Here is a 21,635-nt window from a genome sequence, read left to right as displayed (position 1 = left end):
GCCTAAATAAGGAGGAAAAAGTGTGAGAAATCAAGAGTTGATTCGCAAGGCTGAAATGACACTTGCCAGCTTAAAAACAGGCGGTCTCATGAACGCAGCCCAATCTAACACATTCATTAGAATGATGCAAAATACACCAACCGTTTTAAATGATGCACGTATCATTCCAATGGAAAGTGATTCACAAAAAATCGAAAAAATCGGCTTCGGTCAGCGCATTTTACGCCCAGCAGAAGAAGGCAAAGCGCTTGATGCAAAAGACCGTGTTGTCCCAGCGACAAGCACTGTTCAGCTCAATGCAAAAGAAGTCATTGCTGAGATTCATATGACGTACGACAGCATTGAAAACAACATTGAAAAAGACGGGATTCAGCAGACCATTATGCAAATGCTGGCGGAACGAGCGGCAGTCGATATTGAAGAACTGATCGTCAACGGTGATACAACATCACAAGATCCATTTTTAGCTCAAATGGATGGCGTACGAAAACAGGCAGTTTCTCATATTGTCGATGCGAATGGAGCGGAAATTAGCCGTCAAATGTTCAAACAAGCCTATAAAGCGATGCCGTCAAAATATTTACGTGTACCTCAGGATTTCCGTTTTTATACATCCCCAAGTTTAGAGGTCGAGTGGAAAGACCAAGTAGCAAACCGTCAGACAGGTCTCGGAGATGCGGCGATTCAAGGCGGCCTTTCTTCTGCATTTGGTGTTCCGGTCAAAGGTCTTGCCAATATGCAGCCATATGATGAAGAAGGAACAGATGTATCAGATATTTTACTGACACATCCGAAAAACATTATCGTAGGGTTTTCTCGCAATATTCGCATTGAAGTAGAAAAAGATATTCGCAGCCGTAAGTTTATCATTGTTCTGACAGCGAAGCTCGACAGCAAATTTGAGGAAGAGGATGCTGTAGCCAAAGTCATGAAAGTGAAAGAGTAGGTGACAGCAGGCTATGATCATTTCTGCTGAGGAACTACAAGCCTATTCTGTATTTGATCGCGTGAAAAATCGTTCTGTAGAGAGACTAGCGGCAGATATTATTGAAGCAGAAGCAGCGGTATTTCAAATGGTCGGGCACGATTTTACGCATGAAAAATATCAGCCCATTCCTGAAAAAGCAAGGATCGCCTTATTAAAAATGGCCCAGTATTTTGCCATGCTGAATGATGATGAATCCATGATGAAAGGCTTGACTTCAGAAAAAATGGGTGATTATTCATATGCAAAGGCAGCGGACAAAGTGAAAGGCAGACCTTATGTGTATGCCCTTCTTGTTGATTATATTGAACCTTCATTAACTGGCGGCAGCGCCAATTTAAAGGTGAGATCATTATGAGCTATGATTCTCTATTAACGGATCGCTGTGATCTTTTTCACTTAGAGAATGAGGGGGCAGTCCGTGGCAAATTTGGTATACCAGCAGGGGATCTGCAAACGGACCTCACTTATCCTGATACACCAAGTATGAGAGATGTGGCTTGCTATGTTGTAGAAAAAAGCCAGTCACTCGTGCAAGAAGAACCGAATACAGTTATCTATCAGTCCTATCTCGTCCATTTCCCTTTAGCAAGCGACATTCGCTTGCATGACAAAATGGTGTGGAACGGCATCTCACTCAAGTTGCAGCAGCCAAAAAGAGTGAAAAATCATCACATGGAAGTGATGGCCGTCAGAAAGGAAAACTTATGAAAATTGATGGACTTGACCGGCTGCTATCCCAGCTCCAACAGGCAAATAGTATCGGCTTAACGGCGCAATATCAAGAGTGGTTACAGGAAATGGGCTTACAGTTTCTAGACATCATTCAAGATGAAATCATCAAAGAAAAGGCTGTTGATACAGGCCGTCTCCTCAATTCCTTTCAAAAAGGTGACAAGGAGAATTACTTTCTCACTTCCCGAGGCGGGCTCACGCTAGAAGTGGGGACACAGCTTGATTATGCCTCTTACGTGAACGATGGACATGCCATTTCTTCAAATGGAGAACGAAGATGGGTGCCTGGCAGATGGAACGGCAGCCGCTTTGAATATGATCCGAATGCCAGTACTGGCATGATGCTTTCATCTCAATGGATTGAAGGAAATGGGTACTGGGATCATGCCGTCATGCTCTATGAACAAATGTTTGAACACTCGCTGGATCGAAAGCTTCAAAGCTGGATCGATCGACATTTTGGGAGGTGATGGAATGAATCAAGAAGTCGGGGCAATCATGCATTATATATACACACGCTTTCCTGTGAAAATGTATGATCGTCTTCTGCCAGAGCGTTTCCAAGTGCCATCTGTTTATGTGCCGCCAGTGACTGTCATTAGTGGTCCAGATACAGTGTCTACTTTTATGAAATCTTATTCGCTGCAAGTGAAAGTGTTTCATATGGATACAGAAAAAGCGCATGATGCGGCGGAAACAGTCGTCGATGCATTGCTTGCTGATCGTCAAATCATTCAGATGATCAGTGAAGATGGAGAGGTGCTTGATGATTATGTCCGCATAAAAAGAGTGGAAACAAGAATCATAGATCAAGGTGTAGCAGCGATTGTCCTGACGTGGGATAGCAGCTATTGGTACAACCGAGATAAACAGCCAAGCCTAGAAGATATCAATTTTTCAGATGGGGTGATCAAACGTGAGCAAGACTAAAAAAACACAGCTCGATCAAACAGCGGGCGAAGAAAAAGAATTTGGCTTTTCATTTGAAGCCTTAAAAGAGCACAGCAAGGATCTTTTTGGGGTAAAACCAGAAATCCTTGAAGGTGCTCTTTTTTATATCAAACATCAACCAATTACAAAAACAGAAGCAAAGAAGCACATCGATGCTTTTTTGTCCAAGGAGGTTTAAAGGATGAACGGAGGCACTTTTACACCAGGTACAGAGAAAAAGCGTCCTGGCATTTACTTTAATTTTAAAACAACAGCAGAGCAGCGAATTACTTTAGGCGAGCGAGGAACAGTTGCACTTCCTCTTGTCATGAGCTGGGGAGAACCAAAAACCTTTATTTCCGTTTCCGATATGGAAGACTTAAATAAAAAGGTCGGGCTTAACATTGATGATAAGTCACTTCTTCTTTTCCGTGAAGCGAAGAAAAAAGCGCAAACGGTTTTACTTTATCGTTTAAATGAAGGAGAGCCAGCCAAAGCGGAAATTGCAGAAAACTTTGTGGTCACAGCCAATTATGGTGGTCAAAAAGGAAATGAGATCACCATTCAAGTGGCAGAAAATGTACTCGACAGCACAAAGCGTGACGTCATCACCTATCTTGGAACAGATATTGTCGATAAACAGGTGGTCACAGATGTCAAAGATCTTGTGAAAAACAAATACGTTCAATTTTCTGGTGAAGGTGAAGCGGTCATTACTGCTGGCGCGGCTTTAAGCGGCGGAAAAAACGGTGTGGCAAGTGTCGCAGATTATACAGCTTTCCTAGAAGCAGCTGAAACGGAATACTTTGATGTCATTGCACTTCCAGTCGATAATAGTGAGCAATTAAAAGCGACATTCGCGTCATTTATTGAGCGTTTACGTGATAAGCAAGGACGTAAGGTGCAAGGCGTTGTGGCTAACTATGCAGCTGATCAAGAAGGAATCATCAATGTCACAAGCGGTGTTGTTTTAGAAGACGGAACAGAACTGACGCCTGCTCAAACAACAGCTTGGGTCGCAGGAGCAAGTGCAGGAGCGAATTTTAATCAGTCACTGACCTTTGTTGAATACGAAGGCGCAGTCGATACATTAGAGCGTCTTGATAATGATCAAGTAGAATACCGTTTATCACAAGGAGAGTTTCTTTTCACTTTCGATGCAAGAGACCGCACGGTGAGCGTTGAAAAAGATATTAACTCTTTGACAAGCTTCACGGTTGAAAAGAACCAGCAAATGGCGAAAAACAAAATCATCCGTGTGCTAGATGCAATCAACAATGATTTAACATTTGAACTGAAAAATTTGATTAAATTACGCAAAGCCAATGGCAATGACATTCCAGCATCAGACGACGGTGTGCAGCTTGTGAAAACACTGATTACACAGTATCTCACACAACTTCAAGATGGAAGCGGCATTACAGGCTTTAACTCAGAAACAGATATCGTCATTGGCCTCAATGAAGATCGTGATGGATTTATCATCGATTTAGCAGTACAGCCAGTAGACGCAGCAGAAAAATTCTATTTCAATGTGGAGGTGAAGTAAGATGGCTTTTAAAGCGCAAAATACAATCTCAGGTAAAGAAGGTCGTCTTTTCTTAGAAGGTGAGGAGCTTGCCTTTATCAAAACGTTTGAAGCAAACGTGGAGAAAAATAAATCAGAAGTGAACGTAATGGGCCGCCGAATGACTGGTCATAAAACAACAGGGGCAAACGGAACAGGAACGGCAACATTCTATAAAGTTACGTCACGTTTCGTTCAACTTATGCTCAACTATGTGAAAAAAGGGGAAGATCCTTATTTCACTCTTCAAGCGGTAATTGATGATAAATCATCAGGCCGAGGCACAGAGCGTGTGACATTATTCGATGTCAACTTTGATTCAGCTAAAATTGCTGGACTAGATGTTGATTCAGAGGCACTTGAAGAAGAAGTTCCATTTACATTTGAAGACTTTGATCTGCCTGAAAAGCTGAAGAATTCTTTCTAAGAAATGCGGAGGAAATTAGCTAATTAATTAGCTAAATAAAAACCAAATATGCTATAATGCAAATGTAATGAAAAATGAATGCATTTGTAATGCACATTGCATTCAATGACACACAAAATGATGTTTACATGCAAAGCGATTTGCATACAATAAAAAGAAGCCAGGATGCGCTAACATCCCGGCAATGTACAATGAGGCCCTTCAAGGGGCTGGCTTATCAATTAGATAGTTTTAAGGATAGACTTTCCCTTTCACCTACCAAAGCTCAAGGGGGAGTCTATTTTTTGTTTATATACGTCAACAAAGCAAGGATAAACATCCCGAATAAAAGCATTAGGGAAATCGCTTGGAACGTTGACATGAGCATCACCCCCTTCCTATCGGGGATGAGCCAGACACCCTTGAGCAAGCCGTTCAATTGTACGAGTTATATTATACATGAAAAGATTGGAAAGCACATTCAAAAATGGATGTGCTTTTTTGTATTCAAAAAACAAACAAAAGGGAGTTTTTAAACATGAGCGAAAAACAAACATTTGATCTTTCATTTTTTATGCCAGGACAAACAGTAGAAGCGGAAGAGGTCAAAGTGCCAATTTCTAAGCGTTTTGTTGATAAAAAAGGGAATGTCATTCCTTTTGTCTTCAAAGCGATTACTACGGAACGTATTGATGAACTGGAAAAAGAAAACACCACGTTCAAAAATGTCAAAGGCAGAGGTCGTGTGAAAGACTTAGACAGCCAGCGCTTCTACGCACGGATTGCCATTGAATCGACGATTTATCCAGATTTCCGCTCAAAGGAATTAAGAGAAGCCTACAGCACACAAGATCCAGTTGAAGTTGCAAAACGTGTTTTATCTGTCGGCGGTGAATACGCAAACTGGTTAAACAAAGCCATTGAAATCAACGGATTTGAAGACGAAATTGAAGATTTAGAAGACGCAGCAAAAAACTAATAAAAGATGGGGATAAGGAAGCAGTGTTTTTATATTACGCCATGCATGAGCTTCACTATTCCCCATCAGAACTTCTCGATTTATACGAAGCACCAAGACAATTTAAGGCATTCTTATTCGGACTCATCAGCTACAAGCTCGATATGCTAGAAAAAGAAGCAAAGAAAGGAGGGAAATAAACTGGCGAAGCTCACTGCACGATTTGAATTAGAAGACAAAGTATCAAATAAGCTGTTGCGCATTCAAAAACGTTTTCAAACGTTTGAGAAGCAGCTCAAACCATTTAGAAAACCGGTGAAAATAAGCCTGGAAATGGATGAAAAGAAGCTAAGGAACCTCAATTTATCGATGAGAAGGTTTTCTGTATTGTCCATGAAGCTAGATCAAGGAATCTATCGTGATCTCAAATCATTAACAAACCAGCTGAACATGATACCGAAACAGATGGTCATATCGATTCAAGCAAAAGGACTAGATGTCATTAAATCCAGTATAGATCGATTGAAACAATCCGGAACAAGTCCAATCCTGGTGACGTTCAAACTGAATGATCAGTTGTCAGGAAAAATGTCATCAATCAAAAAATCAATCCTTCAGCTCATGAACAGAACGTACTATATGAGATTAAACATGGTTGACCAAGCCACCGCTGCCATTCAACGAATCAAAAAGACACTCAAAAGCTTGACAATGGCTAAACACGAAATCAGAGTATCTGTTCAAGACAATGCAAAGAGTAAGTTGAAAAAACGAGATCAGGCAGAGTCAGTTGTGAAAGAACAAAATATAAAAAAAGAACCTGAGGCTGTTAGTCCGTCGGTTAAAACGGATGAACCTAAACAGGGTTGGCTCCAGAGCCTTGCTAATAAAGGATTAAGTGAAATTCAAAAATATGCAGGTGATGTTGCAGACAAGCTGAAAGAAAAATTAAGTCCTAGAAAGTTTTGGGACGAAAAGGCACTTCCTTGGGTTGAAAATAAAATGGAAGAGTACAAGCAAGATGTGATCGGAAGAATAAAAGAGAAGATTAAATTTAATCCTGAAAAAAAACTAGATGAATTGGTGACCAATGTATTAGACCGTCTCTTTGGTGCAGGTGATCAATCGAATGGAAGTAGCACTCCAGCGCCAACAACAGCGCCAACAACAGCGCCAACAACGGCACCAACAACAGCACCAACAACAGCGCCAACATCCACACCATCAAATTCAGCTCCCAATAAGAAATCTAAGCCGCGAGGTGGTAAAGGTTTGTTTCGCAATAGTTGTTGTCCCTGTTGTGCAAGAGGTTTAAGCAGGGGAGGATCTACTAAAACTAAAAATAGAAATGGTCAATCACCAAGACAACCTAGAAATCCAAATGCCACAACAAGAACCGAAATGAATAGAAGACCTCCAAGTAAATTAGGGGATGCGTTGAAAAATATCGGTAAAGGGAGCGGTAAATTATTAAAGAAAGTACCTATTCTAGGCAGTGTACTTAGTGCAACAAATCTAATTGGTATGAAAAAAGAGAATGCTGGTGAAAAGATCGGTGCGACTGGAGGAGGAATCGCCGGTGGAATGGCAGGTGCTGCAGCAGGTGCTGCTATTGGCAGTGTAGTTCCAGGGGTAGGTACAGCCATCGGCGGCCTAGTAGGCGGCATCGCTGGAAGTATGGGTGGAGAATCTATCGGTGAAACAATTGGAAAATGGTTTGATGGCGGTGGATTTGAGAAGATTGGCCAAAAAGCCATTGAAATCAAAGATCAAATTGTTGAAGTGTGGTCTACAGTTGCGGACTGGTTTATCGAAAATGTGTGGACACCATTAAGCAGCACGGTTGGCACAGTAGCAACCACAATCTGGTCAAGTCTAGTCAATGCATGGACATGGATACAAGAAACATTCAGTGCAGTTGCGGGCTGGTTTATCGAAAATGTGTGGACACCGTTAAGCGATACAGTTATTACGGTAGCAACCACGATCTGGTCAAATCTAGTCAATGCATGGACATGGATACAAGAAACATTCAGTGCAGTTGCGGGCTGGTTTATTGAAAACGTTTGGACACCGCTAAGCGACACAGTCGTTACGGTAGCAACCACGATCTGGTCAAGTCTAGTCAATGCATGGACGTGGATACAAGAAACATTCAGTGCAGTAGCAGGCTGGTTTATTGAGAATGTGTGGACACCGCTAAGCAGCACAGTTGTCACAGTCGCTACTGGGATTTGGACAGCATTATCAAATGCATGGAAAACCATTCAATCAATTTTTGGAGTAGTATCCTCTTGGTTTATGAACAATGTATGGAATCCGCTTGTAGAAACGGTTGGAACCATCAAAGATAGCATTGGGAAGAAGTTTGAAGAAGCGTATAAAGTGGTGACAGATATATGGGATGGATTATCCAAATGGTTTAAAGATAATATTCAGACACCGATCGTAAAAGTGGCTGGTGCCATAAGTGATGGTTTTTCTGCAGCATTTGGTTGGGTTCAAAAGATTTTTGAAAAAGCAGGCGGTATTGTAGATGTTGTAATAAATTGGATCGTTGGAAAGAAAAAACCTGATAATAATGCAACAGGCGGCTATATCACCCAGCCTACCTTATCATGGATTGGTGAAGCGGGTAACGAATTTGTCATTCCAACTCAAAATAACCGGGGCCGTGGGAAGATGTTGCTTGCACAAGCTGCTTCTCATCTTGGAATGTCTGTTGTGCCAAGCAGCAGCGGAGCAGCAAGTCCAGTTTCTAGCTCTCCAGCTCCAATAACGCCAAATGCTCCAGCAGCTCCAACTGCTTCTGCCGGTTCAATTGGTGGAACGGTTTCAATGAATGGAAACATCCAATCTGCCAGCATAGGTGAGCAATTTAATCATGATTTTGAACAAGGGCTGAATCAAAAGGTGGTTTCACTTGATCAATGGAAGCAAAAAAACATTCAGCAGCCATTTAATCAAATGACATCAGATTCAGGAAAGTACGGACAACAAACGGTATCGGCATTTGCTACTGGCCAGCAAATGACACCAACAGGAACTGATAGCTTTTTGCAAAGTCGTGTAAAAGCACCATACCAACAAGTGATGACAGCATCACCAACTTGGGGTTCTGGAACTGTTAGTGGCTTTGCAACAGGTCAAAATGCCACATCAATTGGCACAAGCCAATACGTAGACCAACACGTCAAACAACCATTCCTGCAAGCCAAACAAGAATCACCAGGATGGGGTTCAGGAATGATCGACGCCTTCAATAGCGGCATGCGTTCAAAAGCAAGTGAAGTCACACAAGCTGCCAAAGAAATGGCGAAGAAAGTGGAACAGGCGTTTAGAGAAGAACTAGACATTCATTCTCCTTCACGTGTCATGATGAGTCTAGGGAAATTCGCATCGATTGGTGTCGTCAAAGGGCTCGATTCAGTTGATGTGAAAAAGTTTGCTGAAAATCAAGCGGGTTCATTAATCGGAGCGTTCAGCGGTATGGGTGCTTCAGGTCTTAGTGTTCAGCAATGGCTCATGGCAGCTCTGATGGCGACTGGCACATCGATGAGCTGGCTTCCAGGTCTTATGACAATCGCTCAGCACGAATCAAATGGTAACCCGAAAGCCATCAACTTGTGGGATTCCAACGCCAAGAAGGGAACGCCTTCTAAAGGGTTAATGCAAACCATTGGGCCGACCTTTCATTCTAATAAAGGCAAGGGCATGAATGATATTTGGAACCCAATTCATAATGCCGTAGCAGCTATTAACTACATTAAGGGCAGATATGGAACAGTCTTCAATACACCTGGATTACGGAGTATGAGAAGAGGCGGTCCTTATAAAGGCTACGCCAATGGCGGATTGATTACTCAGGAGCAGGTAGCTAGAGTCGGTGAAGGAAACAAACGCGAATGGATTATTCCAGAAGAAAGAGGCATTCGCGGGAGATATTTATTGACGCAGGCAGCAAAGGCACTTGGGATGCAAGTCTATGATCCATCAAATGCATCTGCTCCTTTACCAGAATCACAGATGCAGCAAGTCACCTCAGCACAGCCAGCTGGGAATGCAACAACGTCAGGCAATAAACAAATCACCATCCAGTTCAATGGTGATCAGCATTTCCATAATGGACAGGATCAGCAATCGCTTGTCGAAAAAATTAGACAAATGCTTGTAGACGAATTGGAAGTAGAACTTCAGACAGGAACGAAAGGGGTCGTGATCGATGGGTAAATCAGTGTATCAATTGTGGATTTCCCAAGGCAAGGAGAAGCTGCGATTCCCTGTGCTTCCATCCGAACTTGAGATCACAAATAATGTGCAAAATGAAACAGTGAAGGTCTCCTCTTTTGGAGAACTGACTTTTATTGATGTACCATCGGCTAAACAAGTATCATTCACCTCATTATTTCCTAAGAAATATTCGCCAATTGCAGAATATAAAAGCATTCCATCACCAGAGAATGCAATAGCGAAAATTGAACGAATGATGCGTTCAAAGAAGTCTGTGCGACTGATTGTGACAGGGACTAAAATCAATATGACGTGCAGCATTGAGAGCTTCACTCACAAGGAAGGGTCTTATGACATAGGCGATCGTGAATTTACGATCGCGTTAAAGGAATATAAAACCGCATCGCCTAGGAAAATCAAACGAAAGAAAAAAGCGAAACAAACCAAAAAGAAAAGACCCTCAAAAACACCACCAAAATTGTACACTGTCAAAAAAGGAGATACTCTTTGGGCCATTTCAGGCCGTTTTTATGGCGATAGTACAAAATGGCGGCGTATTTGGAATGCCAATAAAGCAGCGATGATCAAACGAAGTAAACTCAATATTAAACAGCCGGGATATTGGATTTTTCCAGGGCAAAAATTGAAAATACCACAATAGGGGGGCTGACATTGATTGAGCTTTTTGCCATCAGAAGCGGCACGATGTATGAGCTTGTCACAGAGAGTGTGACACTTCAGGGGCAAAGGTATCAGGCCCCTCGCTCTATTCAGGCGAACATTATCACAAAGCAAGGCAGTCAAACATATTACCGTGTCTCAGAAGGAGACACGGTTCTTTTTAAATGGAAAGGAAAAGAGCTGTTCAGAGGCATCGTGTTTTCTAGGACGCCTGTTGAAGGAAAGCTGACCTTTACCGCATACGATATGCTCCAATATTTAGTGAAAAACCAAGATGTATATGTTTTTTCAAATCAACGGGCAGATCAAATTTTGAGGCGGATCGGTGCAGACTTTCAAATTCCTATGACATCCATCGCAAATACAGGACATGTCATGAAGTCTCTCGTTTTTAAAAATGACACGAGTTTATATGACATCATTTTAAAAGCATTGAAGGAAACGAAGCGGCAAACCGGTAGAAATTATCAAATTTATTCTGCTAAAGGCAAGATGGGGCTGAGAGCTTGGCCCGATCCAGAGGACGTGTGGGTCATTGAATCAGGCGTCAACCTCATCGGTTATCAGTACAGCACCTCCATTGAAGAGACAGCAACACGTGTGAAGATGCGCACGTCTGTAGACGAACAGGGGAAGAATAAGAAAAAAGGTAGCAAATCAGATATTGTGGTGATCGAACAGGATAAAGCGGGTCAGAGTCAGTACGGCATTTTACAGCATGTGGAGACGGTCACAGGTCAAATCAACCAGCCGCAGCTTCAAAAAAGAGCGAAAGTACGCCTAGCTGAAAAAAAAGGCGTCAAACAAGAAGTGAAAAGCATACAAGCACTCGGAATCCCTGAACTGCAAAGCGGTTTGCCAATCTATTTGAAAATCCCTGAAATCAACATCAAAAAAACTTACTGGATCGATCAAGACAAGCATGAATTCAATGGAGTGAAGCACACCATGACAATTGACGTCGTTGAGAAAAATTCCATGCCAAAGGGTGATCAAGCATGAGATTAAGTGAAGCAATTAAACGACTCGCTGTCAATGCAGTAGATGCAGCTTCTCCAATTGATCTGGTGATTGGAGAGGTCACAATGGCTTCGCCTCTTCACATCCGATTAAATGAAAACAGTAAGCTGATCATTCCAGAAGAACTGCTTATTTGGCCTAAACGCTTAAATAAGGGTGAGGATGATGAGTTGAAAAGGGGAGACAGCATTATGGTACTTGCAATGGCAGGAGGGCAGTCCTTTTACATCATCGACAAATTGTAAGGGAGGTGATGAATGTGGCACTTTCACCAGAGGAAGAAATCGAGGAAACAGAAGAAGACGAAGAGGTAGAAACCTCGACGACGTATCGCATAGATTTTGAAAATGGTAGGCTGACAAATGAAGCCATTACAGGCATTGAAGCGATCCGACAATTTATTTATATGACATTGCGAACAGAGCGCTATGCACATCCCATTTACAGTCACGACATTGGCACTGAAATTCAGGAGCTATTGACCGATACAGAAGCAACAGATGAATACAAAGAAATGGAGATTCCAAGATTGCTAGAAGAAGCATTGGTCGTTGATGAGCGGATTGATCATATTGAAGAGATAGAAGTCACGAAACAAAATGATGCCTTTCAAGTCAAACTAGCCATTGTCACAGATGAAGGCACATTAGAAATAGAGGAGGTGATGGAGGGAGATGTTTGAGGAGCAAACGTATGAGGCGTTGATGGAAAGAATGCTGGACAGGCTGCCAGATGACATAGATAAAAGAGAAAACAGCGTCATTTGGAATGCCTTGGCGCCTGCTGCTGCTGAACTGGCTCAGTCGTATATTTGGCTTGATCAAGTGTTTGAGCTTGTCTTTGCTGATACAGCACAGGGGGAATTTTTAGATAGACGAGCAGCAGAAGTAGGGATTGAACGAAAGCCAGCCACCAAAGCGGTGTGGTCCGTAACCATTCAACCAGAGAACGTAAACATTCCAGCAGGATCAAGATTCTTTATTGAAGACGTTTATTTTCAATTTTCAAAGGACGGTACACTAGAATGCGAGACAACAGGTACAGCCGGCAATGGGCAATTAACAGGTCAGCCGCTGCTATCGCTTGATACCATTCCGGGTCTAGAGTCAATGATCATGAAGGAATTGGTGATACCAGGGCAAGAGGAAGAAGATGATGCGTCATTATACGATCGGTATTTAATACGCGCAAGGCGAGAGGCTGTCAGTGCCAACAGAGCACATTACAAAAAGTGGGCCGAGGAAGTGGTTGGTGTCGGCAGAGCGAAAGTGTTCCCGCTATGGAATGGAGAGGGAACGGTCAAAATTGTCATCACAGACGGCAATCTAGATGTAGCATCTGAGCTTCTTGTCAAAAGGGTCCAGGAGTATATTGACCCTGTACCGGGAGAAGGAGAAGGGCAAGCTCCTATTGGTTCAAAAGCAACCGTGGAAAGTGCCAAGTGGCTGGATATTGACATAGAAGTGTCCGTCGAACTTCAGATGGACTGGACACTTGAAGGTGCGCAAAAAGAAATAGAAGAAAAGGTCAAAGCACTGTTAAAATCAATCGCATTTGAAAAAAGTACGATTCGAATGTCCGCCTTAAATGATATTTTGTACCATTCAGAGAGCGTGTCCGATTATGCAAACGTCTTATTGAATGGGGAGTCAAAAAACTTAGTATTACAGGACATTGAGATACCACGTCTGAGGCAGGTGAAGGTTATTGAGCAAACTTGATGAAATGAAAAACTACTTGCCGCCATATTTCACAGAGATTTATGATGTGGATCATTTACTAAAAACGGAGGCGCCAGAGTTTGAACAATTGGACGAATCCATTTTTGATGTAACGGATCAGTTCTTCCCTTTAACAGCGACGTGGGGATTGAATCGGTGGGAGAGAATGCTCAAGGTGCAGCGAGAGTCAGATGATTCGATTGAGCTGCGCAGGGCACGATTACTCAATATGATGTCGAACATTCCACCAATTACGTATCTTTCATTAGAGAAATCTGTGAATCGATTTCTTAAAAATCCAAGTGCGATCATCCGTCTTACAGTCAACCGTTATCATTTTGCATTGCGTGTCAACCTAGATGACCTGCAAAACACAAGATATATCGTCGAAATACTCGAAACGTTAAAGCCAGCACATTTGGCGTATACGTTCACCGCCATTCATCATACAGATGTTCATGAAACAAATGATCATCACCAGCGGCTCACACTGCGAAGCAGAGTGGGCTTTTTCGATCATATTCCAATTTTACTCAATGGTGAATTCGTATTAAATGGAACGTTCTATCTTAGCGGGATACGAGGTACTACGGAGGTCCCAGCTCGTTTTCGGCATTCATTAAAGATGAGAATGCCGCTTCAACAAGAGAAAGAAACAGCATATCGTCTGAATTATGTCATGACTGGAGCATCGTATGAAACGAAGCAAGCAGCTACGCTGACTTTGCGTGCAAAGAACCAGCTTTCACATCACGCGAAAAAGAGGATGACGTTCCGCTTACCAGTACATGTTCAAAATGAACAAGGCGGCAGTTTACTGATCAAGGAGCATTACTGGATTCTCGATGGATCCGTTCCGCTTGATGGATCAAAAATGCTGGCAGCAACTTCTAAAAAAATAGATCTATAAGGAGGATCACAATGGCTGATCAATTAACCGTAACCACACTATATGCACGTCAACAAATGGCAAAGGCACGAGCAGAAGGAACAAAACTCACAAAAGTCGTCAAAATGGCGTTCGGAAATGGAGGAACAAAGGATGGAAAACCGATCTCTCTTGACGGAACCGAACAAGCACTCAAAAAAGAATTGATTCAAAAAAATATTGATTCGTTTACCTTCATGGAACCGGCAAAAATCCGCTACATCTGCACCATCGCTGAAGGAGAACTAGCAGGCGAAGTCATCAATGAACTAGCCCTTGTCGACGAAGCCGGCAAATTCACCGCCATCCGCACCATGACAGACAAACAAAAAGACGGAGACATCGAATTTGTTTTTGAGATTGATGATATTTATTAATGGAGGGGAAAAGAAGTGGACATAAAATCACCTTTACCGTTTGAAACCTCTGACAAAGCCCATGCCAACTTATTTAACCGGATGGTCGATACACTTGTGGAGAATGACAATGCGCTCAGTAGACAAATAGAAGGAATCACAAATGAAAGCTTGTTCATTTTAACAGGCGATCAAGCCATTCAAGATGCATCAGTCAGCGGTGAGCAATATCCAAATGGGATTACGTTGATGGCTATAGCGAATGATACCGGATATCCTACAAAATTAGGTTTTGTGAAGAACGAAAAAATGAATGAGTATCGTTTTATACAATATTATTATGGCAACGGTAATGAAACAACTAGTTATTTTACTAGTACTGGTATTTGGTTTAGACAATGGTATATAGCCTCAGGGTGGACAGAGTGGCACAAAATCTCTGGTTTTCTTCATACGAACATTGGTACAACTGGTAAGCAGTTGCTTAATAATGCTGAGCGACAAAAAATCCTTTTTAATCGAAAAATCAAAGATAGTCACAATAATTTTGATATAAAAAATAGTCGTTTTATTTGTCCGGAAAACGGAATGTATCTAGTAAACGCTGGAGTCTATATTGAGACGGTTCAAATGTATGCAAATTTTGAGCTGTCTATTTTTTTAAATGGTAAAAATTATAAAAATATATCTCATTATAGACATCTCCCTGCCACACCCTCTGAAACGGCAAAACTTGATATAGGTTTATATGGGGCTGCGAATGTTCCAGCTAATAAAGGAGATTACATTGAAATTTACATGTATATAGGCTATGCGGGAAATTCTGATCGTTATATATCTGATAATTCAGGTTGGTACAACTATTTCGATATTACGGAATTAGGCGGCCGCAATTTCCCGAGAGTGTAGGAGGATTCAGATGATTTTATATGAAGCCATTAAGTATAAATACCCCGATGCGGACCCGCAAAAAGATTTTGAACTAAGAAATGATGGCGATGGTTCGTATTTAAACGAGTGGCATCTAGATGTGCCAAAGCCAACGGTAGAAGAGTTGAAAAAATGGTGGGAGGAATCCCAAGCCAACCCGAGGTATGAACCACCTCTTCCACTAGATTATCTAGCACAAGAAGTAGCCAAAGAAAAGCTAGTGAGAAAACAGCTTGAACACCAATGTGATCTTCTAACAAATGAACTAAAGGTGCTAAAAAATGAGATCCTTTTCATTAAAGGAGAGAGTGAAACATGAATTATTGGGTTATGGCATTATATTTCCAATGGGTGACACCTGAATTAGTTAAAGAAGCAGTTGAATTAGGTGATTGTTCGATGGAAGATCTAAATGCAGGATACGAGCAAAGGATGCTCACTTTAGAGCAGTTGCAAGAAATAAAACAAGCATCAAGAGTGAAAATTGAATAGAAATAAAAGGACCATACCTGATTTTTCAATGACATGTTCAAAGCACTACTTGAGAACGATATTAGAGCAGTTCTTAAAACATACAAATGATGCGAGAATACAGCAGCTAATACAAAAAAGCAGAAATGTGATGATTCACAGAGTGATTAGATAACATTATATAGTGGAAGGAAGCGTATAGTGATAATAGATTTGAAAGGAGAATGATCATGGAGATTAAGACACCACGCACTTTTAAAACAACTGATAAAGCCCATGCTGATCTATTTAATGACATGGTTGAGGCTTTTCTTGACAATGATGTGGGTCTATTAGAGTCAATCAATCAACATATGATAGATATAAATCCACATGCATCTGAAGCAGAAAAGAAAAAATGGAACGATTCTCAGGGCTATAAAATTACAGCGGATAATGGAAGTCATTTAATTAATGTGCGAGCTGATGCTAGGATTTTTGATATGATAAAAGGAAAAGGAACGTGTACTTTTTATGCAGCTTCTGGAGTCGAAGATTCCCCATCAAATCTTTCATTGAGAGGATTACAGACAGTAGGCCAAGATAACATTGGTACTGGCTTTGCTGTAGATATTGCTGGTAATGCTTATAGTTTTTACTATAATGCTGCAGATACTACTATTAACTGGACAAAGCTCCCGTCAAATGCTGAAAGAAATAAATGGAATGATGGGCAATTGTCTAAGATTACTTCAGATAATGGAGGGGTGATTCTATCTGTTTCAGATGGTGAAGATTTACTTGAAAAGGTTGTTTCTTTAGGCCCGAAGCATGGTACATTTTATGCCACAGGTAAAGCATTAAACAGCCCAACTACAAGATCATGTCGTGGTATGTATCATTTTACTTCTCAAGATAGTAATGGAAAAGGTACATTTGGATGGGTCATAGCAATAGATTATAACAATTACATGTATACAAATTATCTTGATTTAAATTTGGGGTGGCAAGGCTGGAAACGTGTTTTAACAAAGGAGGATATGGATAATACTTCTTTTGTTGATACGTATGATCTCGATAATTCTTCTGTATCAGCCGTTGAAAATGTTCCAACAAAACTGAATTTTGGTGATACAAGATCAGACGATTTAGGAGAGTATAATCGTTCGCGAGCTGAAATTACACTGAAAAATAATGGTCTGTATTTAATTAGGCTTTATCTTAATAGCAATAACATTCCTGTTGGATCAGATAGCATTTTGTCATGTTATGTGAATGGTACAGAATTTCAACGATTAGGTAATTGGAATCCTGTTATCTCATCAAGTATATGTGTATTGTACCTTCAACAAAAGTTTAAAGCGGGGGATAAGTTAACATTTTATATTACACCCAAAAACACTGGAAGAACTATTACAGTAAATAGGGCTTATGTTACTTTGTCACAGCTAAGATAGGATTATTTGAAAAATAAAGTGTGTGTGCAAATCGGTGGAAGCTGTCGTTCAAAACTTAATGACGTTCACTTTTACTAGATTCTATTTTATGTGTTCAATACAACAAAGGAACGAGAACAGAAACGCAATGCACAATACATGTTGTTAAAATTATTGGGTCAAATTGCAGGAAGAAAGAATGAGTTTGACTCTGTTGTTTTTACAATAAAGGAAGGGAATAGACCCATGCAATCGATCCACTTTATTGGAGTGGCGTCAATCATAGGTAAGGGCAGACGTGACAAATTAATATTATAAAAATCAGGATATTTAAAAAATATGTACTTAATATTGTTCTAATGACTTGAATCCTAATGAATTCATCACGTTTGGTTCCAAATCTAAGAACGAAGTGAAATAACTGATTTTTATCATAACATCACCTAATTCGTAATGTTTTTTGGAAGGAGAATAAGATCATAAAAACACCTCAACCTTTTAAGACGAGCGATAAAGCTCATGCAGATCTCTTTAACGATTTAGTGAAAATTTTAATTGAAAATGATCAGGAACTACTAGAACAATTCAACCTTCATACGAGAGATCCAATTCCTCACGTATCTGGTTCAGAAAAGAAAAAATGGAACGAATCTCAGCTATATAAACTGACAAATGATAACGGGTCCCAATTGATCAATATTCCTGCTGGTGGCAGTATCTATGAGGGAATTAAAGCGCTAGGGGCTTGCTCATTTTATGCGCCAGGTGGTTCTGGAGTAGTCGATTCCCCAGCTATAGGCAATGCTGCACTAAGAGGCTTTCAGTTTGTAGGTCAAAATAATATTGGCGTAGGAATTGCAATTGATACATCAGGCAACTCATTTTGTTTTTCCTATCATGTGAATGACATCGGAATCAACTGGATGCAAATGCCGACTCAAAATGAAAAAAACAAATGGAATGCAGGACAATTGTCTAAAATTACTGCTGACGATGGAAAAGCTTTTGAAAGAATTAATGCAGATGATCCTAGTATTTTAGATAAGCTGATAAAATTGCCGGGAGTTCATTCATGGTACATTCATGAAGCACATCCAGATCTTCCGACAAGAAGTTCAATGAGGGCTTTGTCTGTTTTTAGTGAAAATACCTATGGATGGGTCATCGGTGCAAACAATACAGGAGATGTCTATATTAACCGTTCAACAACTGATGTAACGGGTACACAACAAGAGTGGAGCGGTTGGAAACGTCTTAATGACCATAACCTATTAAATTCAAAGGGATTAAGACTTTCCATGTCAATAGGAACTGATATTTTAACGCTGCCATCCGGCTTTTACTTTGCAGTAGGATCTAATGTTGTAAATATGCCTGTCGATAATGATTCTTCTTGGTTTAATATTGATATCTTAGAAACGGTAAATGGTAGAAAGACTATTCATGTCATTAGAAGTTATGACAACACTCATTGGTTTGGTACTGTTCATACAGACGGTGTATTTAAAGGTTGGAAAAAATTAGTGACTGATGCTGATTTTGAAAGTGTCAAGTGGCTAGATGTCACACTAGTCAATGGTTCCTCTATTGGAGACAGAGCGGTCCAATATGTTAAATGGGGAAACTTATTATTGTTGAGGGGTCACCTAATAGCAAATAGAGAAGTGATCTGTGGAAGTATTCCAAATACAGGATTACCCGATAAAGGCATAGTAGTATCAGTTCCCGTATCAGGTACAACGGGTCATAGTAAATTATATATCTATAATACAGGAGAGCTAAAACTAACTGGTTTACATGCAGTGAATAACAGTGCAGTAACTGGCTACTATTTAGACATGGTTGTTCCATTAAATTAAGGAAGTGATACAAATGATACAAGCCTATGAATACAATCAGCAAAATGAATTGATCAGACCTATCGAAGTGTTCGAAAGGGATGATGAAGGAAATTATATTATTCCAGAGCAATGCACAACAATTGCACCACCCAATAATCCTTCTTTTTATAAGGCTGCATTTGATGTGAAAAAACAACAATGGTATGAATCAGCGACCCAAGAGTATATAGACAGCTTAAAACCGGCCCTTCTCCCGCCAAGTGATATAGAACTTTTAAAGAAACAAAATGCTTTGTTATCAAAACAATTAACGCAGCTATTAGCTATGCAAAAAGTAGGTGCTTCAGATTGATGTTTCCAACTGTAGCGGATATCAAACAATTCTGGGACTGGCAGTGTTACGGCCCAGAGGACATTGCATTTTATGTAAGCATTGGCTGGATCTCGGCAGAAGACTATCAAAATATAACTGGAGAAATATACGAAGCCTAATGGCTTTATTTTTTTGCCGGAAAGAAGGTGATTCAAATGGAAGTAGATGTCGTTCAAAACTTAATGACACAAGGCCCATTCGCCGTTCTCTTTTGCTGGATTCTGTTTTATGTTCTCAACACAACAAAAGAACGAGAAAACAAACTCAATGAGCAAATCGAGGCACAAAATGATGTGTTAGCAAAGTTTAGTGAGAAGTATGACGTCGTGATCGACAAGCTCGATAAAATTGAACGGAATTTAAAATAGGAGGAAAACATCATGAAAACATTCGACAAAGGCACTGTGATTCGCACAGTGCTTCTTTTTATTGCGCTTATCAACCAAACGCTTGTCATGTTTGGACAAACAGTGCTGCCGATTAGCGAGGAGCAAGTGCAAACCGTAGGAGAGGCACTATATGTGGCAGGTTCCACAATTTTCACTATGGTCACTGCCGTGATCGCTTGGTTTAAAAATAATTATGTGACCTATAAAGGTCAATTGCAAAAAGATGCCCTGAAACAAAGAGGGTTAACAAAATAATTTTTGAAGGAGAAACAATATGGTGAAGATCATTCAAGCACTCATCCCAAAACAAAATCGCAACAGACCAGGAAACAGGATGAAGCCGCTCTATATTACGGTGCATAATACATCGAACACTGGACGGGGGGCTGATGCGGCAAATCATGCAGCATTTGTTGCTCGGGCAAGTACCGGGGTTAGCTGGCACTACACAGTCGATGATCAGGTCATTTATCAGCATTTACCTTTAAACGAAAATGGCTGGCACGCAGGAGATGGCAGGGGAACCGGCAATATGAAATCAATTGGAATTGAAATTTGTGAAAATGCAGGCGCTAACTTTGAACAGGCTGTTAAAAACGCCCAATGGCTTATTAGGAAACTGATGGGGGATTTAGGAATTCCTTTATCTAACGTGGTGCCACATAAGCATTGGAGCGGGAAGGAGTGTCCGCGTAAGCTGTTAAATCGGTGGGATGGCTTCAAAGCTGGTATTGCATCAGCATCTACAAGTCAAATGACAACAGCTAAACCTGTGAAAGAAACATCTATCAAAACCATATCAACGAGATCAACATCTAAAACCAACAAGGTCAAAAAAACATACAGTTTGCCTGCAGGTATTTTAAAAGTGACGAAGCCTCTTACAAAAGGGTCAGCTGTAAAAGCTGTACAACAAGCCTTAGCATCGATTTATTTTTATCCTGATAAGGGTGCGATCAATAATGGAATCGATGGGTACTACGGACCCAAGACTGCGAATGCAGTGTCTCGATTTCAAATGATGCATGGGTTAACCCCAGATGGCATATATGGTCCAAAGACCAAAGAAACATTAAGAAAGGTCATAGAAAGTTAACACATATGGAATGAATCAACCCTTATCTATTATAAAAAAAGTAAAATAAAACCATTTTTGGTGTTATTTGTTGTATAATGGTAAAAATGAATGGAGGGGTTGTATGAAGCGGATATGTGTAATGATGTCTCTTTGTTTCATTGTCATGTTCCATTTTAATATGGAAAAGGTTGCAGCTAAGACCATTTATCGAGAAGTAGAAGTTGATTTCATCATGACGGAACAGGAAAAATATCTGTGGGTACCAGGAGGTCAAAATAATCCTGAACAATATCCATCTACTCACGGCTACCAATTTTCTATACTAAATGCAGAGGGTTGTACTCTAGAGGTGACACTCTACAGAACATCCTTATCAGGAACGGATTTTCCGTCATCAGTCAAAGAGTATACAGGTAACCAATATGATCTAAGTGCAACAGACCGAATTTTATCAAGTGGGCGCTACATCTATAGACCCCATGGTATTAAACTGACCAAAAAAGAAGGCTGTGGGGATGTTGAGATAAAAGGAGTCTTTGGTTATCAAATTCAAGAACCAGACAAATAAGCTTTTATGAGTAAAATCAAATGAAAAAGCCTATCCATCATTGGACAGGCTTT

At 40.7% G+C, this 21,635-nt stretch carries 30 protein-coding genes; 29 read left to right on the top strand and 1 reads right to left on the bottom strand.

Annotation, left to right across the window (positions count from 1 at the left end; all coding sequences use genetic code 11):
- The first annotated feature begins 22 nt into the window (after positions 1–22).
- The 8 genes from ABG082_RS14355 to ABG082_RS14320 are packed head-to-tail and all read left to right on the top strand — an operon-like array spanning position 23 to position 4,644.
- Entirely contained in the window at positions 23–946 is a 924-nt protein-coding gene (locus ABG082_RS14355; RefSeq protein WP_008344119.1) for a phage major capsid protein, read from the top strand.
- A 13-nt stretch (positions 947–959) separates the two neighbouring features.
- Entirely contained in the window at positions 960–1,343 is a 384-nt protein-coding gene (locus ABG082_RS14350; RefSeq protein WP_007500574.1) for a DUF3199 family protein, read from the top strand.
- A complete protein-coding gene (locus ABG082_RS14345) occupies positions 1,340–1,696 on the top strand; it encodes a YqbH/XkdH family protein (protein ID WP_017358987.1) in 357 nt (118 codons plus the stop codon). The genes ABG082_RS14350 and ABG082_RS14345 overlap by 4 nt, the downstream gene beginning before the upstream one ends.
- A complete protein-coding gene (locus ABG082_RS14340) occupies positions 1,693–2,190 on the top strand; it encodes an HK97 gp10 family phage protein (protein ID WP_017358988.1) in 498 nt (165 codons plus the stop codon). Before ABG082_RS14345 ends, ABG082_RS14340 begins: the two co-directional genes overlap by 4 nt.
- Before the next feature lie 4 nt (positions 2,191–2,194).
- A complete protein-coding gene (locus ABG082_RS14335) occupies positions 2,195–2,650 on the top strand; it encodes a DUF6838 family protein (protein WP_046344349.1) in 456 nt (151 codons plus the stop codon).
- Entirely contained in the window at positions 2,637–2,849 is a 213-nt protein-coding gene (locus tag ABG082_RS14330) for a hypothetical protein (protein WP_008344108.1), read from the top strand. Before ABG082_RS14335 ends, ABG082_RS14330 begins: the two co-directional genes overlap by 14 nt.
- A 3-nt stretch (positions 2,850–2,852) precedes the next feature.
- Complete coding sequence (locus ABG082_RS14325; RefSeq protein ID WP_046344348.1) at positions 2,853–4,199, top strand: phage tail sheath family protein; 1,347 nt, start codon at positions 2,853–2,855, stop codon at positions 4,197–4,199.
- A gap of 1 nt (position 4,200) precedes the next feature.
- Positions 4,201–4,644: a phage tail tube protein gene (locus ABG082_RS14320; RefSeq protein WP_003213309.1), complete on the top strand. Its 444-nt coding sequence runs from the start codon at positions 4,201–4,203 to the stop codon at positions 4,642–4,644.
- A 277-nt stretch (positions 4,645–4,921) separates the two neighbouring features.
- On the opposite strand, the gene ABG082_RS14315 is transcribed toward ABG082_RS14320, so the two are convergent.
- Positions 4,922–4,978: a putative holin-like toxin gene (locus ABG082_RS14315; protein ID WP_229200408.1), complete on the bottom strand. Its 57-nt coding sequence runs from the start codon at positions 4,976–4,978 to the stop codon at positions 4,922–4,924.
- Between the two features lie 183 nt (positions 4,979–5,161).
- Between ABG082_RS14315 and ABG082_RS14310 the strand changes: the two genes are divergently transcribed.
- The 21 genes from ABG082_RS14310 to ABG082_RS14210 all read left to right on the top strand — a co-directional run bounded on the left by ABG082_RS14310 (position 5,162) and on the right by ABG082_RS14210 (position 21,582).
- Positions 5,162–5,602 (top strand): phage portal protein, encoded by a 441-nt coding sequence (locus ABG082_RS14310; protein WP_008344099.1) that lies wholly within the window; start codon positions 5,162–5,164, stop codon positions 5,600–5,602.
- 41 nt (positions 5,603–5,643) lie between these two features.
- Positions 5,644–5,781: a hypothetical protein gene (locus ABG082_RS14305; RefSeq protein WP_008344097.1), complete on the top strand. Its 138-nt coding sequence runs from the start codon at positions 5,644–5,646 to the stop codon at positions 5,779–5,781.
- A gap of 55 nt (positions 5,782–5,836) precedes the next feature.
- Entirely contained in the window at positions 5,837–9,811 is a 3,975-nt protein-coding gene (locus ABG082_RS14300; protein ID WP_348936200.1) for a transglycosylase SLT domain-containing protein, read from the top strand.
- Positions 9,804–10,472: a LysM peptidoglycan-binding domain-containing protein gene (locus tag ABG082_RS14295; protein ID WP_061420038.1), complete on the top strand. Its 669-nt coding sequence runs from the start codon at positions 9,804–9,806 to the stop codon at positions 10,470–10,472. The genes ABG082_RS14300 and ABG082_RS14295 overlap by 8 nt, the downstream gene beginning before the upstream one ends.
- 11 nt (positions 10,473–10,483) lie before the next feature.
- Complete coding sequence (locus tag ABG082_RS14290; protein ID WP_017367933.1) at positions 10,484–11,494, top strand: hypothetical protein; 1,011 nt, start codon at positions 10,484–10,486, stop codon at positions 11,492–11,494.
- Complete coding sequence (locus ABG082_RS14285; protein WP_017358996.1) at positions 11,491–11,757, top strand: DUF2577 family protein; 267 nt, start codon at positions 11,491–11,493, stop codon at positions 11,755–11,757. Before ABG082_RS14290 ends, ABG082_RS14285 begins: the two co-directional genes overlap by 4 nt.
- 14 nt (positions 11,758–11,771) lie before the next feature.
- The gene (locus ABG082_RS14280; RefSeq protein ID WP_024719684.1) at positions 11,772–12,194 is read left to right on the top strand and encodes a DUF2634 domain-containing protein; all 423 of its coding nucleotides are present in this window, start codon (positions 11,772–11,774) and stop codon (positions 12,192–12,194) included.
- Entirely contained in the window at positions 12,187–13,233 is a 1,047-nt protein-coding gene (locus tag ABG082_RS14275; RefSeq protein WP_007500587.1) for a baseplate J/gp47 family protein, read from the top strand. The genes ABG082_RS14280 and ABG082_RS14275 overlap by 8 nt, the downstream gene beginning before the upstream one ends.
- On the top strand, positions 13,220–14,143 hold the full coding sequence (locus ABG082_RS14270; RefSeq protein WP_268449079.1) for a YmfQ family protein: 924 nt from the start codon (positions 13,220–13,222) through the stop codon (positions 14,141–14,143). Before ABG082_RS14275 ends, ABG082_RS14270 begins: the two co-directional genes overlap by 14 nt.
- Positions 14,144–14,154: 11 nt before the next feature.
- Complete coding sequence (locus ABG082_RS14265; protein WP_348936199.1) at positions 14,155–14,538, top strand: phage tail protein; 384 nt, start codon at positions 14,155–14,157, stop codon at positions 14,536–14,538.
- 15 nt (positions 14,539–14,553) lie between these two features.
- A complete protein-coding gene (locus ABG082_RS14260) occupies positions 14,554–15,426 on the top strand; it encodes a hypothetical protein (RefSeq protein WP_348936198.1) in 873 nt (290 codons plus the stop codon).
- A gap of 10 nt (positions 15,427–15,436) precedes the next feature.
- Positions 15,437–15,766, top strand: coding sequence for an XkdW family protein (locus tag ABG082_RS14255; protein ID WP_047946741.1), 330 nt, complete (start codon positions 15,437–15,439; stop codon positions 15,764–15,766).
- The gene (locus ABG082_RS14250) at positions 15,763–15,939 is read left to right on the top strand and encodes an XkdX family protein (RefSeq protein WP_272511044.1); all 177 of its coding nucleotides are present in this window, start codon (positions 15,763–15,765) and stop codon (positions 15,937–15,939) included. The genes ABG082_RS14255 and ABG082_RS14250 overlap by 4 nt, the downstream gene beginning before the upstream one ends.
- A 209-nt stretch (positions 15,940–16,148) precedes the next feature.
- Positions 16,149–17,354 (top strand): hypothetical protein, encoded by a 1,206-nt coding sequence (locus ABG082_RS14245; RefSeq protein ID WP_057079160.1) that lies wholly within the window; start codon positions 16,149–16,151, stop codon positions 17,352–17,354.
- A 521-nt stretch (positions 17,355–17,875) separates the two neighbouring features.
- Positions 17,876–19,192 (top strand): hypothetical protein, encoded by a 1,317-nt coding sequence (locus tag ABG082_RS14240; RefSeq protein WP_234922822.1) that lies wholly within the window; start codon positions 17,876–17,878, stop codon positions 19,190–19,192.
- A gap of 13 nt (positions 19,193–19,205) precedes the next feature.
- Positions 19,206–19,526, top strand: a complete 321-nt coding sequence (locus ABG082_RS14235; protein ID WP_019743387.1) for a hypothetical protein — start codon at positions 19,206–19,208, stop codon at positions 19,524–19,526.
- Positions 19,526–19,666 (top strand): XkdX family protein, encoded by a 141-nt coding sequence (locus tag ABG082_RS14230; RefSeq protein ID WP_017367923.1) that lies wholly within the window; start codon positions 19,526–19,528, stop codon positions 19,664–19,666. The genes ABG082_RS14235 and ABG082_RS14230 overlap by 1 nt, the downstream gene beginning before the upstream one ends.
- Before the next feature lie 36 nt (positions 19,667–19,702).
- A complete protein-coding gene (locus ABG082_RS14225) occupies positions 19,703–19,915 on the top strand; it encodes a BhlA/UviB family holin-like peptide (protein WP_017367922.1) in 213 nt (70 codons plus the stop codon).
- A gap of 12 nt (positions 19,916–19,927) precedes the next feature.
- On the top strand, positions 19,928–20,191 hold the full coding sequence (locus tag ABG082_RS14220; RefSeq protein WP_008361671.1) for a phage holin: 264 nt from the start codon (positions 19,928–19,930) through the stop codon (positions 20,189–20,191).
- A 19-nt stretch (positions 20,192–20,210) separates the two neighbouring features.
- On the top strand, positions 20,211–21,032 hold the full coding sequence (locus ABG082_RS14215) for an N-acetylmuramoyl-L-alanine amidase (protein ID WP_272511043.1): 822 nt from the start codon (positions 20,211–20,213) through the stop codon (positions 21,030–21,032).
- A gap of 103 nt (positions 21,033–21,135) precedes the next feature.
- Positions 21,136–21,582, top strand: coding sequence for a hypothetical protein (locus tag ABG082_RS14210; RefSeq protein WP_008344056.1), 447 nt, complete (start codon positions 21,136–21,138; stop codon positions 21,580–21,582).
- Positions 21,583–21,635 lie beyond the last annotated feature (53 nt).

The organism is Bacillus sp. BS1807G30 (assembly GCF_040047675.1).
GTDB lineage: Bacteria > Bacillota > Bacilli > Bacillales > Bacillaceae > Bacillus > Bacillus altitudinis.
The sequence above is the reverse complement of the archived record's forward strand: the minus strand, read 5'-3'. Positions and strand labels throughout refer to the sequence as shown.